Origin of the sequence: Mucilaginibacter celer (genome assembly GCF_003576455.2) — a bacterium.
GTDB classification, from domain to species: domain Bacteria; phylum Bacteroidota; class Bacteroidia; order Sphingobacteriales; family Sphingobacteriaceae; genus Mucilaginibacter; species Mucilaginibacter celer.
In genome coordinates, this window is the sequence record NZ_CP032869.1 from 3,448,312 (window position 1) to 3,464,306 (window position 15,995).

The following is a 15,995-nucleotide window of genomic DNA, read 5'->3' on the forward strand; positions in this document are numbered from 1 at the left end:
TTACAGTAACTAAAACCGCTGTACCTAAACTTAGTACGTTTGTTTATGAGAGCCATTGCGAAATCAATATTTATAATACCACTTTTATCGCTATTACTCACAAAAACAGCAATGGCGCAAACCACTTACGATTGGGTGGGCACCACAAGTACCGCCTGGAGCACGGCAAGCAACTGGAAAGTGGGCAGTTCAACTCCGGCTTCGGCACCGTCTGCTGCAACAGATATTATCAGGATAGGCACCAATCAAACTTTCACTAATTTACCGGCTATCAGTTCAAATGTTACCTGTGCTTCCTTAACTTTTGGTGCTGTAAATTCAACCTTAACTGTAAACAGCGGCTTTACACTCACTGTTAATGGCGATGTAACGGCCAAACACGGTCAATCAAATGTCGATTTAACTACTTATACCACAACGCTGGCCGGCCTGGGCACCATGCTTGTTAAGGGTAATTTTAATGTGGGCGATAATACCATGCCGCCCAATGGTATCATATTAGGTTTATTTGCTCTTAACGGGGTAGTTAAGGTAATTATTAACTGCCAGATAAGTTTACTAACTATCCAGGGAAACCTCGCATTTACCTCGGTATCAAATTTCACCTCGGGAACCAATAGCGGTACAGGTTTAAATGATACCGAGTTTGACCTGAACAGTGCTCTTACCCTAAACGGACAGTTTAAATACCAGGATATCGGCACCACCGTATCAACGCTCACTCCCAACCGAAACCTGTTTTACGCCTCGGCGGGTACCGCCAATACTACGCTTACTTTAACCAATGCCGCACCCATTGGCTCATTCACCACATCATCGCAGTACCAGTATATCGACTTTTATAACCCTAATGTTACCGGCCATGCTACGGTAATTTATGCTGCTACATCGGGCTCCCAAACCGTTTATACCGGGGCCGATGGTACTACCATTGGTAACGCACCACAAAATTACGATGCACTTGTGTTAAGCGGAGCAAGTACCAAAGTTGTTGACGGCTCAACATTTACCATAGGCAACTCATTTAATACAAGTGGCGGCACAGTTAACATCAGTACCAATAACCCAACAATAACCATCGGTACCTCAGGCACCAGTACCGCCAGCTGGACCAACAGCACCACCGTAACACAGGGTTCGGGCACTATCGATCTTAACGGCAGCCTTACCAATTCGGGCTTCTTTACTTTAGGCAGCGCTGCTACCACCATATCCGGTAACTTTACCAACAGCGCCACTTTTACACAAGGCTCGGGCTCATTAACCTTTGATGGAGCATCGGCACAAAGTTTTACCGACGGAGGAGCAGGCACCACTTTTGGTGCCGTAACTTTTAGCGGCGGCGGCACCAAAACCATAACTGCAGGCAACTTTTATATTCAAAACACAGGGGTAATTACCATGTCGGGTAACTCCCAGCTTAACGGCAACGGTAATCTTACATTAATCTCGGATGCTACCAGTTCGGCCAGTATCGGTGTTGTCCCATCGGGGAGCAGCCTGGCCGGCAACTTTAAAATTCAGCGCTTTTTTAAGGGAAGCAGCACCAGTTTGAGTAAACGTGGTTACCGGTTAATCAGTTCGCCTGTTTATACCGGCACGGTGTCGAGCCTAAAGGTTTTTGACCTTACCTATTTGCTTAATGATGCATATGTAACCGGAGCCGCGGGTGGTGGATTTAATACCCCTGCCAATAATGCCAATAACCCATCGTTATACTTATTCAGGGAAGATATTAAACCCAGCAGCACCCTTTTTACATCCGGGCCGTTTAAGGGTATCAACAAAATAAATAACAGCCCGGTTTATAATATAGGCACACAAAGCCGCAATAACTTTCAAAACGTAAACGATACCACCGTAAACATTCCGGTAGGTAACGGTGTTTTATTTTTCTTCAGAGGGAATAAAACCGACAACTCCACCCAAACCGGTACCAAAACCGTTTTGCCTTATGATTATCCCGAAGATGTAACTTTTACCCAGCTTGGCGTGCCCAATGCCGGTACAATTAACGTTGCACTTTGGTATAAGGCGGGCAGTACTTTGCTGGGTTATACCAATACTTCGCTGGCCAATTCAACCATCCGTGGGTATTGTTTGGTGGGTAATCCTTATGCTTCAACTATTAACTGGGAAAAATTTAACCGAAACTCAACCAGTTCTACTGTTTACGGAGCCAATTTTCCGGCAGCAAACGTAACACAATCAACCATTTGGGTGTTTAATCCCAGTACAAAACAATACGAAACTTATAAGCAAAAATCCGGATCGATAACAAGCACTGCCGATACCACCACTACCGTTAACCCAACCAACAGCACAGCAACAGGAGCGGCAAGCAACATGATTGCCAGCGGGCAGGGTTTCTTTATCAGGGCTACCAGTACTAATCAAAGTTTATCCTTTCGCGAGGCTGCTAAAACCACTACACAGCCAACTTCATCAAACCTTATCCAATTGATGAGTACGAGGGAATTTGTTCAGCAGCAACAAAGTACCGAACAGCCTAATCCACTGCTTCGCCTCAAATTATCGTTAGATAGCATTAATAACGACGAAGTGGTGATGACTTTTGCCGATACCGCACATACGGCATATAACGAGAATGAAGATGCAGAGGATCTGGGCGGTAATGGTGCCCTCGAAAGTCTTTCGCTATTATCTGCAGATAGTGTGCGCTTAGCCATTAACCATCTCCCTTTTCCTAAAACACAGGATGAGGTGATCCCGGTTTATGCCACAGCTATCAATAGCGGAACTTACCGTTTTGATATGACCGAAGTGCGCTCGATACCTGCATTGTATGATGTGTGGCTGAAAGATGCGGTTACACGCGATTCGGTAGATATAAAGAATAACCGCAGCTACAGTTTTAATATTGATAAAAGTTCGCCGGAAACATTTGGAGATAAGCGCTTTACGCTGATAATCCGTCAAAATCCGGCCATGATGGTGCGCCTGCTTGCTTTTAATGCCGATAAAATAGCCGAAGGAGCAAAAATTACCTGGCAGGCTCAAAACGAAGCCGATTATACCATCTATACCGTAGAACGCAGCACCGATAACGGAAAAGTGTTCGACCCTATAGGCACCATCTATTCCAACAACTCAAAAAATTACCTACTGGTTGATAAAACGCCCGTAACCGGCCTTAACCAATACCGCTTAAAACAGATTGACCTGAACGGGGGCATCAACTACTCTAACATTGTACCGTTGATGTACACTGCTCAACCCCAACAGGAAATCAGCAAAATCAGCCTGTATCCTAACCCTACCGTTGATATTGTGCGTACCGAAGTGCAGCCTAACGGCGAAAGCCGGGTTAAATATAAAATCAATATCACCAATGTTGAAGGCAAAATAATGGCCAGCACTACATCATCGCAGCCGCAATGGCAAAACAACGTGAGCAGCTTTGCACCGGGCACTTATATTATGCAGGTACTAAACAGCGGCGATAACAGCATTATCGGCTTTAAAAAGTTTATAAAAAAATAAACATTTGTTGTTATAAATAATGTATTAACCACACAATACTCATTGAAAAATAATTTCATTCCATTCAGCATCCACACGGCTATTCATTTTATTCATTCATGAAAAACCGTAACATTTATAGCTAAATAAGCGTAACTATACTCCTATTATCTCTATTCGCAAAAGAAGCTCAAATCCATAATATAGCTTCTGAGAATATAAAAAATAGTATGAATAAGTATAGTTTATGAAAAATAAAATCACCCTGATTATATTTTTACTTTTCTGCTCAACGGCTTCGGCAACCGTTTATGATTGGGTTGGCGGTGCCTCGCCCAATCCGAATGCCTGGACCGATAAAAACAACTGGAAAGTACCCGGCACCCTGGGTATTGGATTTACAACACCATCAGCGGCACCATCATCAACAGATGATATCCAGGTTGGGGTCAATTTCACTTTCAGCAGCGGCAACGCGCCTATTATAACTTCAAATACCACCTGCGCGTCGCTTAGCATCGGCACCTTACAATCTTCAACAATAACAGTTTCGGGCAGCAGCGTTACGCTGACCGTAACAGGTGCTATAAAACAACTGCCAAGCACTATTTCGATAAGTATTTTGGGCAGCAATACGGTAACCGGTACCCTGGCCGGCACGGGCAATATCAGCTGCGCTTCTGTACAGGCCGGCGATTTGATCACATTTTTAAATGTGCTTGCTTTAACCACCAACAATGTTCAGTTGGTATCATCGGTGGCTAATTTAACCGTAAGCGGCAATATAGGCGTATATAGTACGGCGTATCTTGTTCTTACCATTCCGTTAGGGTATAATAACGCTGCGTTTTATTTAAGAGGAGGAACCGCAACTGTTGCCGGGCAAATTGCTACAAAAAACGTTAGCAGCGGCGTATTGGCCGTAGGTTCAACACCCTCGTCGTCCACTTTCACCATTGATGTACCTGCTGCATCAACATCTACCCCCAATTTAAAGCTTACCAATGCCACCCCGCTGGACGGTACCAGCATTGCGGGCTCGATAGATTTTTACAATAACGGCGGCGGTTCAGGCACCTGCTCGGTTGAGTATTCGGGTGCGAGTGCGCAAACTGTTTATACTGAAAGCTCTTCGTTGCTCAATATCAGTCCGTCGGCTTACCAAAATATCATTTTTTCATCTGCCGGCACCAAAAACGTTGGTTCGGGTAATCTGAGTATTAACGGCGACTGGAGTTCGGCATCGGGAAAAGTTGACGTGATTACCAATAACCCATCCGTAATTTTTGGTGGCGGCACTCAATCCCTCAGCGAATCAGGATCAGATTCGGGCAACGGCGTAGTTTTCAAAAACGTGTTTTTCCAGGGCACAAATACAAAAACCATGTCGGGTGCTGGAAAATTCGCGGTTTCATCCCTTGGTATCCTTACTATGGGCGGCTCGGCAACTTTAGTCAGCGGTGGTATCCTTACACTAAAATCGGATGCTTCCGGTTCGGCTACAGTTGCCAGCGTTCCATCTGGCACGGCAATCACTGGTAATGTGAATGTGCAGCGTTATGTTAACGGCGGCGCATGGTATTATCGTGGCTACCGGCTACTTACATCGCCCGTTAATAACGGATCGGGAAATTTCCGATTGGAGTACCTGAAGCTTTCGGCTTTTGTAACAGGTACAACCCAGGCCACAGGAGGTTTTGATACATCGCCAAATGCCAATAACCCCAGCATTTATTTTTTCAGGGAAAATACAGCTTATACAAACAATTCGTTTACAACCGGCAATTTCAGAGGGGTTAACAGTTTGGGTTCAACTCCTTATTCGTTTGATAACGAAGGTAGTACCTATAGTTTACCATCAGGTAATGGCTTCCTGTTTTTTTTCAGGGGCGACAGGTCATCCGGCATAAGCTCGGCAACCGTAATTTCGCACGTGCCCGAAAACACCACTTTTACAGCAACCGGCACCCTTAATCAAGGTAATATCACTGTTAAACAATGGTACACCGGCGGGGCGCTTATATATACCACCACCACAGGCAGCCGGGTACAGGGCTACAACCTGGTGGGCAACCCCTATGCAAGCACCATTAATTTCGAAAAATTTAACCGCAAAGGAACAGCGGGTGCTGTGGCCGATGCAAGCTCATCTATTTACATTTCGGGGCAACAGGCACAGGTTTATACAACCAACTCAACACTAACACCACCTTCGGTTTTTATATGGGTATTTAACCCTACCACCAAACAATACGAAACCTATCAGCAAAACGCTAACCAAATTACGTCGGTGGCCGATACCACAACCACCGTAAACCCCGGCTTACAAAGTGTTACCGGTGGCGTAGCCAGCAATATGATAGCCAGCGGACAAGGTTTTTTTATACGCGCTACAGCCAGCGGGCAAACCATGACTTTCAGAGAATCGGCCAAAACAAGTACCCAGCCAAATTCGGCATCGCTTACCGGGGTATTCAGCATTCCTAAAGATAAAACGCCAATAGCCATGGCATTTAGTTCCAGCAGCAAACTTGCTGCTACCGAAGCAAGCACGAACGTACCTAAACCTTACGCCTGGCCAATGCCGTTAATCAGGCTGCGACTAATTAAAGATTCGATTAATTTTGATGGCGTAGTGATTGTACTTGTAAAGGGCGTGTCATCGGCATATAATGCAGATAAAGATGCAGAAGACCTTGGCGGAAACGGCGCACCGGAAAGCCTCTCGGTATTATCCAGCGATAGTGTTAAGATCACCATTCACCGCCGCCCCTTCCCCGGCAAACAGCAGCAAACTATACCTTTATTTGTAGATGCCACTGCATCCGGCGATTATAAACTGCGCCTGACTGATCTGAAAGATCTGCCTGATTTGTACGAGGTATGGATTAAAGATAATCTGACCAAAGATTCGGTATTGGCTAAGGTAAACAGTGACTATAACTTCAGCATCGATAAAACAAACCCTGCCAGTTTTGGCATGAACCGCTTTCAGCTTATTGTACGCCAAAGCATTGCACATTTGGCTAAACTGCTTAATTTTACCGCACAAAAAATAAACGATTGCTCAAAACTTAGCTGGATTGCTCAAAACGAAGCTAACTACACCACCTATATCGCCCAACGCAGCACCGACGATGGCAAAACGTTTATTACGCTCGATACCGTTTATTCCAGCAATGCTAAAAACTATGCTGTGATGGATGCGAAACCTGCAAATGGATTAAATCAATACCGGCTAACCCAAATTGATCTGAACGGCGACACAACCTTATCCAAAATTGTCCCACTAATGTATGCCGATACTAAAAACACTATTAGCGAGGTTATGAGTATATATCCCAACCCTGCAACCGATGTGGTATACGCACAAATGAGATTAAAAACCAACGGACCAATCAATTATCGCATCAATATTACCAATATGGAGGGCAAGGTGGTTGCTACTGCCAATGCATCGCAAGCCAGCTGGCAAAACAATGTTGATGCATTTATACCGGGCACCTATATTATGCAGGTTGTTGATGTAAAGGACAATACGCTTTTAGGTGTAAAGAAATTTATCAAAAAATAGCATTACGGAATAAAACGCCTGATACCGCAAAGCTTGTGGGTATGGCGTTTTTGATCGGCCGAGTAGATGCCCTCATTGTCGATGGTATCTGTTTTTACCTTGCCCGATGCATGAATGATGTGCTCATTGTTAAGCAGAATGCCTACATGGGTTACCTTTCCTTCGGCATTATCAAAAAAGGCCAGGTCGCCGGTTTTTGCTTCCTGCAACGATTCTACCTTTTTGCCTTCCTTTACCTGCATGCTGGCATCACGTTTTAGCCTGATGCCTTTCATTTTATAAACAACCTGGGTAAAACCGGAGCAATCAATACCAAAATGCGTACGGCCGCCCCATAAATACGGCGAGTTTAAAAATGATTTGGCGGTGGCGGTAATATCTTCACGCTCGCCTATTTCGCCTATGATCTCAAAACGCTCGTTGCCTATGCGGCAGGATGTACCTTCCAAAAAAGTGAGGGAACTACCTGCAGGCAAATAAATTACGCTGTTATCGCTTATTTTCCAGGCCTGGGTAACGGCCCGGTAGGTTAGTTGTGGGGCGTGATGTTTTATATGTTTGTAAGCGATGTGCCCTAACATGGCAAATTGCAGGCGCCCTATCCAGCCAATGTAGCCGTCATTTTCGGCAATTATTTTAACCCAGTTGGTTTGCCACTCGGTAATTTCAAAAGCCTCTCCAAATAATAATTGCGAAACCTGCTCACTCCGTTCGTTAGGCTCAGCCCTGAGCGGAATTACGGCAAGGTTACAGATCCCGTATTCCATAGTTGATGTAAACGTCAAATTAACAAAAAATACACAGCGTATTTACAAGCTGTATACGCAACGTTAAAAAAAATGATACTGTTTATATAATTGGTATTTGTATTTGCCTCAGGGGAAGGCTTTACGATGATACGAATATTTTTTGGGATTTTAAATAATAAACCCGGCACCGGCATTACTCACCCCGCCATCGTCGCGCTTGTCACCCCTCCTCTACGCTGCGCATAAAGAAGGGATTTCTTATTTTTTATTTTACTTTTCCTACCCTCTTTCCGGCCTGTCGTAGAGAGGGTGGTCCAGCGTAGCATAGACCGGGTGAGTAAATTATGCGCGCGGTTATTCTTTTTTTAGTTGGCGATAGCTCTATCAATCCTCATCAACCACAAAAAAAGGGAGACACTAAAGCGTCTCCCTTTTCAATATCATATAAAAACGATTACTATTCGTTCATGTGCAGCCAATCTTTTTTGGCAAGCAGTTCTTCTTCTGTTTCGCGGATATCTTCGTCATCAACACAGCAATCAACCGGGCAAACGGCAGCGCACTGAGGTTCATCGTGGAAACCAACACATTCGGTACATTTATCGGGTACGATGTAATATATATCGTCGGATAAAGCAGCTTGTGATTCTTCGGCATTAAGGGTGTTACCATCGCCAAAATCAATTACCCCTCTCAAGCCGGTACCATCGCTAAAACGCCATGCCGCACCTGCATCGTAGATGGCATTATTAGGGCATTCGGGTTCGCAGGCCCCGCAGTTTATGCATTCGTCGGTGATTTTAATCGCCATATTTCTAAATATCTAATAATCTCAATTAACTTTGCCTGCAAATTGCAAGCGTACAAATATAACAAAAAAAGGGGTTGAGGGTTTAATCACCTAACATATATATGTCAAAAATTAATATAAAACATTCAATAAATTCATTTACTGAGTTGGGCAGGCAGCTTTTAGCACCCGATGCCGTGCTTACCAACCTTATCAATAACGAGCAATACCACAATGCATGGTTTACGCCCGATAGCGTAGCCGAGGCAGTAAAAGCCATTGGCAACATGCTAAATACCGCCGATCTGGAAGCGTGGTTTTCAAAATACGATCTTGAAAATAACAAGCCAGCCAAAAAAGTTGGATTAATCCTGGCAGGTAATATTCCCCTGGTGGGTTTTCATGATGTGCTGTGTGTAATATCGTCTGGAAATAAAGCGCTGATCAAAGCATCATCACAAGATGCCCGCCTAATAAAAGCCGTGTTAGAAAAACTGGTGGCTATTGATCCATCATTTGCAGATAGTTATAGCTTTGTTGAACGCCTTGAAGGTTTTGATGCTGTAATAGCTACCGGCAGCAACAACAGCTCGCGTTATTTTGATTATTACTTTGGCAAAGTGCCCAACATTATCCGTAAAAACCGTAACAGTATAGCGGTACTAAGCGGCAATGAAACTGCAGAGCAGCTATTTGATTTAGGACATGATATTTTAGATTACTTCGGTCTTGGTTGCCGTAATGTATCTAAAGTACTGGTACCGGAGGGTTATGATTTTACCTTCTTCTTCGAATCAATAGAAAATCACAAAGCCATTATCAATCACCACAAATACAACAACAATTACGATTATAACAAATCCATTTACTTAGTTAATGGTGATAAACATTTTGACAATGGATTTTTAATGGTTAAGGAAGATGACAGGCTGACATCCCCATTGTCAGTACTATTTTTCGGTTATTATAATGATGTGGCAGATGCAGAAAATATCATCACACAAAATACCGAAAACATCCAGTGCGTAGTGAGCGAATTGCCATTGCAAATCACCAACCAGATAGTAACCTTTGGCCAAAGCCAGCAACCCGCGTTATGGGATTATGCTGATGGCGTGGATACGATGGAATTTTTGTCAAATCTTTAAATAAACAATACCTTTGGGAGGCGAGCTGAAAGCCGAAGGCTTAAAGCTGAAAGCTGCCTTTGAAAATATATAGCTTTGGGCTTTGAGCCTTAAGCTTCAAGCTAAAAAGATGTATATCATAAAAGTAAAAGGCGTTGCCAAAATACCTGATTATGTGCAGCTGAGAGACGATAAGTTTACCTTGCTGGCGTATTTCAGGGTTGACAGGCCTGATAAATCGCTGGATAAGGTGGGATTGGGCGATAAGGCCGAGCACATCATGAATATTATCAAGGATTTGCCGTTTGGGCAAATCTTAAAATTAGAGCTATAAAATACAATGATTGGAAATTCGATAATAAAGCTAAACAACGTTGATATTTTTCAACAGGCGCACCTGGTACTCAGCAACGTTAACCTGCATGTTGATAAAGGCGATTTTGTTTGGCTGATTGGCCAAACAGGATCAGGAAAAAGTAGCCTGCTGAAAGTTATTTACGGCGATCTGGGTATTAAAGCCGGTACCGGTCATGCCTGTGGTTACGAGTTGAGCAAGCTGCCAGGCCGGGATATCCCCTACCTGCGCCGTAAGCTGGGTATCGTTTTCCAGGACTTTCAATTGCTAACAGACCGTACCATCGAGCAAAACCTCAACTTTGTGATGCGTGCTACCGGCTGGACAGATAAAAAACTGATTGCAGATAAAGCGCTTGACGTTTTGGAGAAGGTGGGCTTACGCTCAAAACTTAAAAAAATGCCGCACGAGCTTTCGGGCGGCGAGCAGCAACGCGTAGTAATTGCCCGCGCCCTGCTCAACGACCCCGAAATTATCCTGGCCGACGAACCAACCGGTAACCTCGACCCCGAAACATCCGAAGAGATTGTATTACTGTTGAAACAGATCAGCCAATCGGGCACCGCTGTTTTAGTAGCAACGCACGATTATCATATTATCCGGGCTTTCCCATCGCGCATTATTAAATGCGAGAATGGTAAGGTTTTGGAAGATGTGGAAATATAAGCTAAAACGCCTCTCTAACAACGTCCTTGCGAGGAACGAAGCAATCCCAAACTGTACAGGGCAACTTGCTTAGCTGCTCTGCCTATTGGGGATTGCTTCGTTCCTCGCAATGACGGCTCTTAGAAAGCACCTTGCCCATTTGTCGCTTCCCCTGTCACCCTTGCTTAAATTTATTGCATAGCACTGACAGCTTGACCGCTTTGCGGTTATGGCAGGATACTTGATTGGCACTACGTGCTATGAAATTTAACGATATGTTGAAAAAAAAGAAGCCGGTGAATACTAATAATACTGAAAATATAAACGACGTGAACAACGAGGAACTACAAAACGAAGGGCAGGAACAAGCCCCCGAAACTGAAGCTGTCGAAACACAACAGGAAGCTGCTACACCTACTGCCGAAGAAAAATTAAAAGACGAATTGGCACAGGCTAATGACAAGTACTTGCGTTTATATGCCGAATTTGATAATTTTAGAAGGCGTACCATTAAAGAACGCGAAGAAGCCCGCAAAACCGAAGGTAAAGATGTTATTGTAGCCCTTTTACCTGTACTTGACGATTTTGAACGCGCGCAACGTGCCATGGAAAAAGCTACCGAAGTTGCTTCTGTTAAGGAAGGCGTAGCTTTAATTCAGCACAAACTGAAAAATATATTAGGCCAAAAAGGGCTTAAAGAAATGGCCTCAATAGGCACCGCCTTTGATGCCGACCTGCACGAAGCCATTACCAATATCCCTGCCCCTACTGATGACCAAAAAGGCCAGGTAATTGACGAAATGGAAAAAGGCTACACCCTTAATGACAAGGTGGTTCGCTTTGCCAAAGTAGTAGTAGGCGCGTAAAAATTAATTAGTGAATTATTGAATTAGCGAATTAGTGATTGACGCTTGTTTGCTTAATTCAGTTCATATAATGCTTTACTAATAAATAAAATATCAGAATGTGAGTTAGGAGATTTTTCAAATCACTAATTCATTAATTCAATAATTCGACATTAAAAACATGGCTAAAAGAGATTATTACGATGTGCTTGGGGTTGCTAAAGGGGCCAGCGCTGATGATATAAAGAAAGCATATCGTAAAATGGCTATCAAATATCACCCGGATAAAAATGAGGGTGATAAAGACGCCGAAGAAAAGTTTAAAGAAGCTGCCGAAGCTTACGAAGTACTGAGCAACCCTGAAAAGCGCCAGCGTTATGATCAGTTTGGTCACGCGGCTAACGCATCATCAGCCAATGGCGGTGGTTACGGTGGTGGCGGCATGAATATGGACGACATATTTAGCCAGTTTGGTGATATTTTTGGCGGCGGCAGTCCGTTTGAAGGTTTCTTTGGCGGTGGCAGGCAAAGCGGTGGCGGCGGCAGGCGCGTAGCCCGCGGTAGCAACCTGCGCATTAAAGTGCGTTTAACGCTGGAAGAAATTGCCAATGGTGCCGAAAAGAAAATCAAGGTTAACAAGCAGATCATCTGTAAAACCTGCGATGGCAGCGGCGCTAAAGATAAATCATCGTTCCAAACCTGTAAAACCTGCGGTGGCAGCGGTGCGGTGCGTAGGGTAACCAATACCATTTTGGGCCAGATGCAAACAACAAGCACCTGCCCTACCTGTAACGGCGAAGGCTCAACCATACTGTCAAAATGTAATGTTTGTCATGGTGATGGCGTAGTGCGCGGCGAAGAGCTGATCACTATCCAGGTGCCTGCCGGTGTTAGTGAAGGTATGCAGCTAAGCATGAGCGGCAAAGGTAATGCGGCCCCACGCGGCGGTGTTCCCGGCGATCTGATCATTCTGATTGAGGAAGTACCTCACGAAACTTTAAAACGTGATGGTAATAACGTAATTTACGATCTGCATGTAAACTTTGTTGATGCTACCTTGGGTACATCTGTTGAAGTGCCAACAATCGATGGTAAAGCAAAAATCAAAATTGATCCGGGTACACAAGGCGGCAAAATTCTGCGCCTGAAAGGCAAAGGTTTGCCGGAAGTAAACTCATACCACCGCGGCGACCAGCTGGTGCACATCAACATCTGGACACCAAAAGCATTAAGCCGCGAAGAACGTGAGATACTGGAGAAATTGCAAGGTTCACCTAATTTTAAACCGAATCCGGGTAAGAACGAGAAGAGTTTCTTTGAGCGGATGAAGGAGTATTTTGAATAAAGCTTAAGGCTGAAAGCCGAAAGCATAAAGCTTTTTGAAAGCCCGGAGGTTTAACTTCGGGCTTTTTGTTTTACTTCCAATTGCTGTTTAAATTGACGAATAACTTCTTTTATAATTTTAGCTTCCTCACTTGAAGATAAATTTTCATGATAAAGTTTCGCAACTATTAAAGACTCATTTATTAGAATGTTGTAATAGATATCTTCAAAAGAAACTTTAACAATAGAGTACAGACTGAATTTGTTAACGTGATTTTTAAATTCTAAAAAATCTATATTTATATCAATCTCCTTTAATTCAGTAAGATAAGACTCATTTAACAATTCGCTTAAAGATCGCTCAGCATTTTCATCTATGGGAAATGAGGATCTCAAAACTCCATGAAATCCATCAAAAGTAAATTCAAAAGCGTTCTTGCTTGCAAAGAAATATTGTTGAAAGACATCCAATTTTATGATAATTTTTTCGGACAAAGGATAAATATTTTCTGAAAAAACACGTTGAACAATGGATACATTTTTTTTGAACTGTAAAGTTGTATCTCCCCTTAATTGTATTTGCAATAGAGCTATCTCCTTATCTATATCTTCATCCTCGTCAATATCTTCTCCTTTAGCTCCTTTAAAGAATAATTCCAAAGACCATAGCAAACGCTCAGCGACATATTCTACAAAAGGCCAACTCTCCCCCACGTCTGCCCTACTCAATAAGGAATAATAATTCCTTCTATCATCCATTTTAACAACTACAGGCGGATATCCTTTCTTAAGCAATACCAGATTCATTAAAATCCTCGATAACCTTCCATTCCCATCATCAAAAGGATGTATCTCCACAAACTTGTGATGAAACAATGCTGCAACAACAACAGGATGTACATCGGCATTACTATCCACTTCATAATACCACTCCATCAACTCACGCATTTTAGCAGGCGTTTCCTCTGGAGTAGCATAATAATGAGTTTCGCCCGTGGCAGTTTGCACATGGTTTGCCGTTGTTTTATAAACGCCGGGAATAATTCTTTTTTTTGTTGGCATTCCGTCTGCGGTTTGAGCTGGCACATCATAAGGCTCAACCAAGATCATTTCATGCAGCCCGCGGATATCAGATTCGGATAAAGGCCGATCTTCTTTTACCATACCAAGCAGAAAATTAATAGCCTCGTTATGTCCGCGAATGTCTAAATGGTCTTTTAGTGGCTTTCCCTTGGCTGTAATACCTTCCATCAAAAAAGCAACCGTTTCTCCATAACTCAATTTATTCCCCTCAATAGCATTCGAGTTATAATTCCAGTCAAGGCGTAGCTTCTGCATTACCCTGCCTTCAACATCAAGAGGCAATGGTCGCATATTGTCTACCTGCTTTTTCAGATCGTCAATTTCCGCTAATATTGGGGCTTTGCTAAATTCGGTTTCGAGTTTCAGGTTCATTTTTTAAAGATAAGCAATCGCTCTGCATTTATAAATTGACGCTTCGGGTTTTGCGGTATTTGATTAATTTAGCGAAAACCGTTTCCAAAGCTTTATCATAACTAAACCCTAATGAAAGTAAACACCAAAACAACCTGGCTAATGGTTGCCTTCACGCTGGTATACACTTGCCTGTTGCTATCATCTGTAATTAGCAGGATGGATAATAAGCAACCAACAAATCTGCTGATGCTTTTTTTGGAGATCTTTTATATCATACCCATCATTTATATGACTACGGTATTAAAGTATCTTAACGAAAAAAAGTCGATCATAATCACGTATACGGTTTACGTAATTTCTGATGTGCTCTTTATGTTATTTTATTTGCTAATCGGTAAAAACCCTGCCTACGCGGTTATTTACATCGTGCTTATTTTGGTAAGTATCGTGATAACGCAAATTATGGCTATTCAATCCTTCAGGATAAAAACCAGGCAAATCAAAGTATCGTATTGCATTTACGCTGTACTGTTTTTCCTTTTGATCTTCACAAAATTTGTAGGCATTATTTTGTCGATGGTATATCATATCAATTCGGTTTTCAAGTTCACAACGCCACTTGAGATGTTGTTTTCGGTAGCTATCTTTTATTCATTGTTTCAAATTTTTCGATACCTTAAAACTGAAAAGGCAACTCCGGATGTAATTGCCAATAGGTTTTAAAAAGCTATAAAGAACGCCCAAATTCGGTATTTTTAATTTTCACTTTGGATGGTTTATAATTTATCATTTGCCATCTCTATCATCCTGTTCTATGATTTACTGAATCAAACCGGCATGGCATCAGGCCAAACCAATAACTGCCATATCATTAAAAAACTATTCGCTCATTCAATATATTCAAAACCAGGGCATTCAATACTTGCCACCTAACCCGCAACAATGACAATAAACATCAGTAACACCAAATCAATTTTAGTATTATCCATCGTATATGCCTTTTTGCAGGTGTTTGTTTTTGCAGCAATTAAACTCAGGCTGCCCAAATTTGAATACGCATATCTGGCTGAGTCCTTAGTCGATATTATATACATACTCTGGACAAGTTTATATATTATCGGTCTGCTTAAAAGTGCAAATGAAAAATCAATTATAAGTGGCTTGCTGGTTGTTTATATTGTATGTCACGTTATAAATAGCATTACACCCAATTTATTGATTTATGGCAGTGAAGCCAGTTATAAGTTGTATGCTAAGTGGGGTTCCACCTTCACGACAATAAGCTATTATGTTTTTGTTTTTACCTGGCTTATTACATTTACCATCAAACGCAGAGAATTTAAAGCACAGTTGCAGTTTCTGATTTTTGCCGAAATACTCACTACAATGTTCTACGCCATTATCCCTTTTTTAGCGCCCTATTTCCCGGCCCTTAATAATCTGGATAAATTTATATGGTATATCAGCCTCATTGATCTGCTCATTCCTTTTGCCGGAATGTACCTGGCGGTAGGCATTTTAAACCTGCTTAACAGCCAACCCAATATCGAAGCAAATAATTACCAGGGCGAAGGCCATATAATATGGCCGGATGAGCTGTAAAACATTGTAACATTTAAGCAAGGTGCTTATCTAATTACCAAACTACTTTATAAATAAACCTTAAC

Annotated in this window: 13 protein-coding genes; 10 read left to right on the plus strand and 3 right to left on the minus strand. The window is 42.6% G+C overall.

Annotated elements, in window-relative coordinates; genetic code table 11:
- Nucleotides 1-111: 111 nt before the first annotated feature.
- Nucleotides 112-3,504, plus strand: a complete 3,393-nt coding sequence (locus tag HYN43_RS13800) for a T9SS type A sorting domain-containing protein (protein ID WP_119409899.1) — start codon at nt 112-114, stop codon at nt 3,502-3,504.
- A 226-nt stretch (nt 3,505-3,730) separates the two neighbouring features.
- Nucleotides 3,731-7,057 (plus strand): T9SS type A sorting domain-containing protein, encoded by a 3,327-nt coding sequence (locus HYN43_RS13805; protein WP_119409900.1) that lies wholly within the window; start codon nt 3,731-3,733, stop codon nt 7,055-7,057.
- Between the two features lie 2 nt (nt 7,058-7,059).
- Here HYN43_RS13805 and HYN43_RS13810 read toward each other — a convergent pair whose 3' ends face one another.
- Nucleotides 7,060-7,824, minus strand: coding sequence for a C40 family peptidase (locus tag HYN43_RS13810; RefSeq protein ID WP_119409901.1), 765 nt, complete (start codon nt 7,822-7,824; stop codon nt 7,060-7,062).
- Nucleotides 7,825-8,263: 439 nt separating this feature from the next.
- A complete protein-coding gene (locus HYN43_RS13815; RefSeq protein ID WP_119409902.1) occupies nt 8,264-8,617 on the minus strand; it encodes a 4Fe-4S dicluster domain-containing protein in 354 nt (117 codons plus the stop codon).
- A gap of 101 nt (nt 8,618-8,718) precedes the next feature.
- Between HYN43_RS13815 and HYN43_RS13820 the strand changes: the two genes are divergently transcribed.
- The 5 genes from HYN43_RS13820 (at nt 8,719) to dnaJ (ending at nt 12,913) form a co-directional block, all read left to right on the plus strand.
- Complete coding sequence (locus HYN43_RS13820) at nt 8,719-9,744, plus strand: acyl-CoA reductase (RefSeq protein ID WP_119409903.1); 1,026 nt, start codon at nt 8,719-8,721, stop codon at nt 9,742-9,744.
- Nucleotides 9,745-9,853: 109 nt separating this feature from the next.
- Nucleotides 9,854-10,057 (plus strand): fructose-6-phosphate aldolase, encoded by a 204-nt coding sequence (locus HYN43_RS13825; RefSeq protein ID WP_110584940.1) that lies wholly within the window; start codon nt 9,854-9,856, stop codon nt 10,055-10,057.
- Nucleotides 10,058-10,063: 6 nt separating this feature from the next.
- Nucleotides 10,064-10,744 carry a cell division ATP-binding protein FtsE gene (locus HYN43_RS13830; RefSeq protein WP_119409904.1) on the plus strand — a complete coding sequence of 227 codons (681 nt, stop codon included), beginning with the start codon at nt 10,064-10,066 and terminating at the stop codon, nt 10,742-10,744.
- Between the two features lie 239 nt (nt 10,745-10,983).
- Entirely contained in the window at nt 10,984-11,589 is a 606-nt protein-coding gene (locus HYN43_RS13835; RefSeq protein WP_245447269.1) for a nucleotide exchange factor GrpE, read from the plus strand.
- Between the two features lie 160 nt (nt 11,590-11,749).
- Nucleotides 11,750-12,913 carry a molecular chaperone DnaJ gene (gene dnaJ, locus HYN43_RS13840; protein ID WP_119409906.1) on the plus strand — a complete coding sequence of 388 codons (1,164 nt, stop codon included), beginning with the start codon at nt 11,750-11,752 and terminating at the stop codon, nt 12,911-12,913.
- Nucleotides 12,914-12,963: 50 nt separating this feature from the next.
- Here the strand turns inward: dnaJ and HYN43_RS13845 are convergent, their stop codons facing one another.
- The gene (locus tag HYN43_RS13845; RefSeq protein ID WP_119409907.1) at nt 12,964-14,346 is read right to left on the minus strand and encodes a Fic family protein; all 1,383 of its coding nucleotides are present in this window, start codon (nt 14,344-14,346) and stop codon (nt 12,964-12,966) included.
- Nucleotides 14,347-14,457: 111 nt separating this feature from the next.
- On the opposite strand from HYN43_RS13845, the gene HYN43_RS13850 reads away from it, so the two are divergent.
- From HYN43_RS13850 to HYN43_RS13855, 3 genes are read left to right on the plus strand one after another with little or no spacing between them, the layout of a single operon-like run.
- Nucleotides 14,458-15,051 (plus strand): hypothetical protein, encoded by a 594-nt coding sequence (locus HYN43_RS13850; protein ID WP_119409908.1) that lies wholly within the window; start codon nt 14,458-14,460, stop codon nt 15,049-15,051.
- A 48-nt stretch (nt 15,052-15,099) separates the two neighbouring features.
- Entirely contained in the window at nt 15,100-15,261 is a 162-nt protein-coding gene (locus HYN43_RS30340) for a hypothetical protein (protein WP_162996465.1), read from the plus strand.
- Nucleotides 15,262-15,270: 9 nt separating this feature from the next.
- On the plus strand, nt 15,271-15,930 hold the full coding sequence (locus HYN43_RS13855; RefSeq protein ID WP_119409909.1) for a hypothetical protein: 660 nt from the start codon (nt 15,271-15,273) through the stop codon (nt 15,928-15,930).
- The last annotated feature ends 65 nt before the right edge of the window (nt 15,931-15,995 follow it).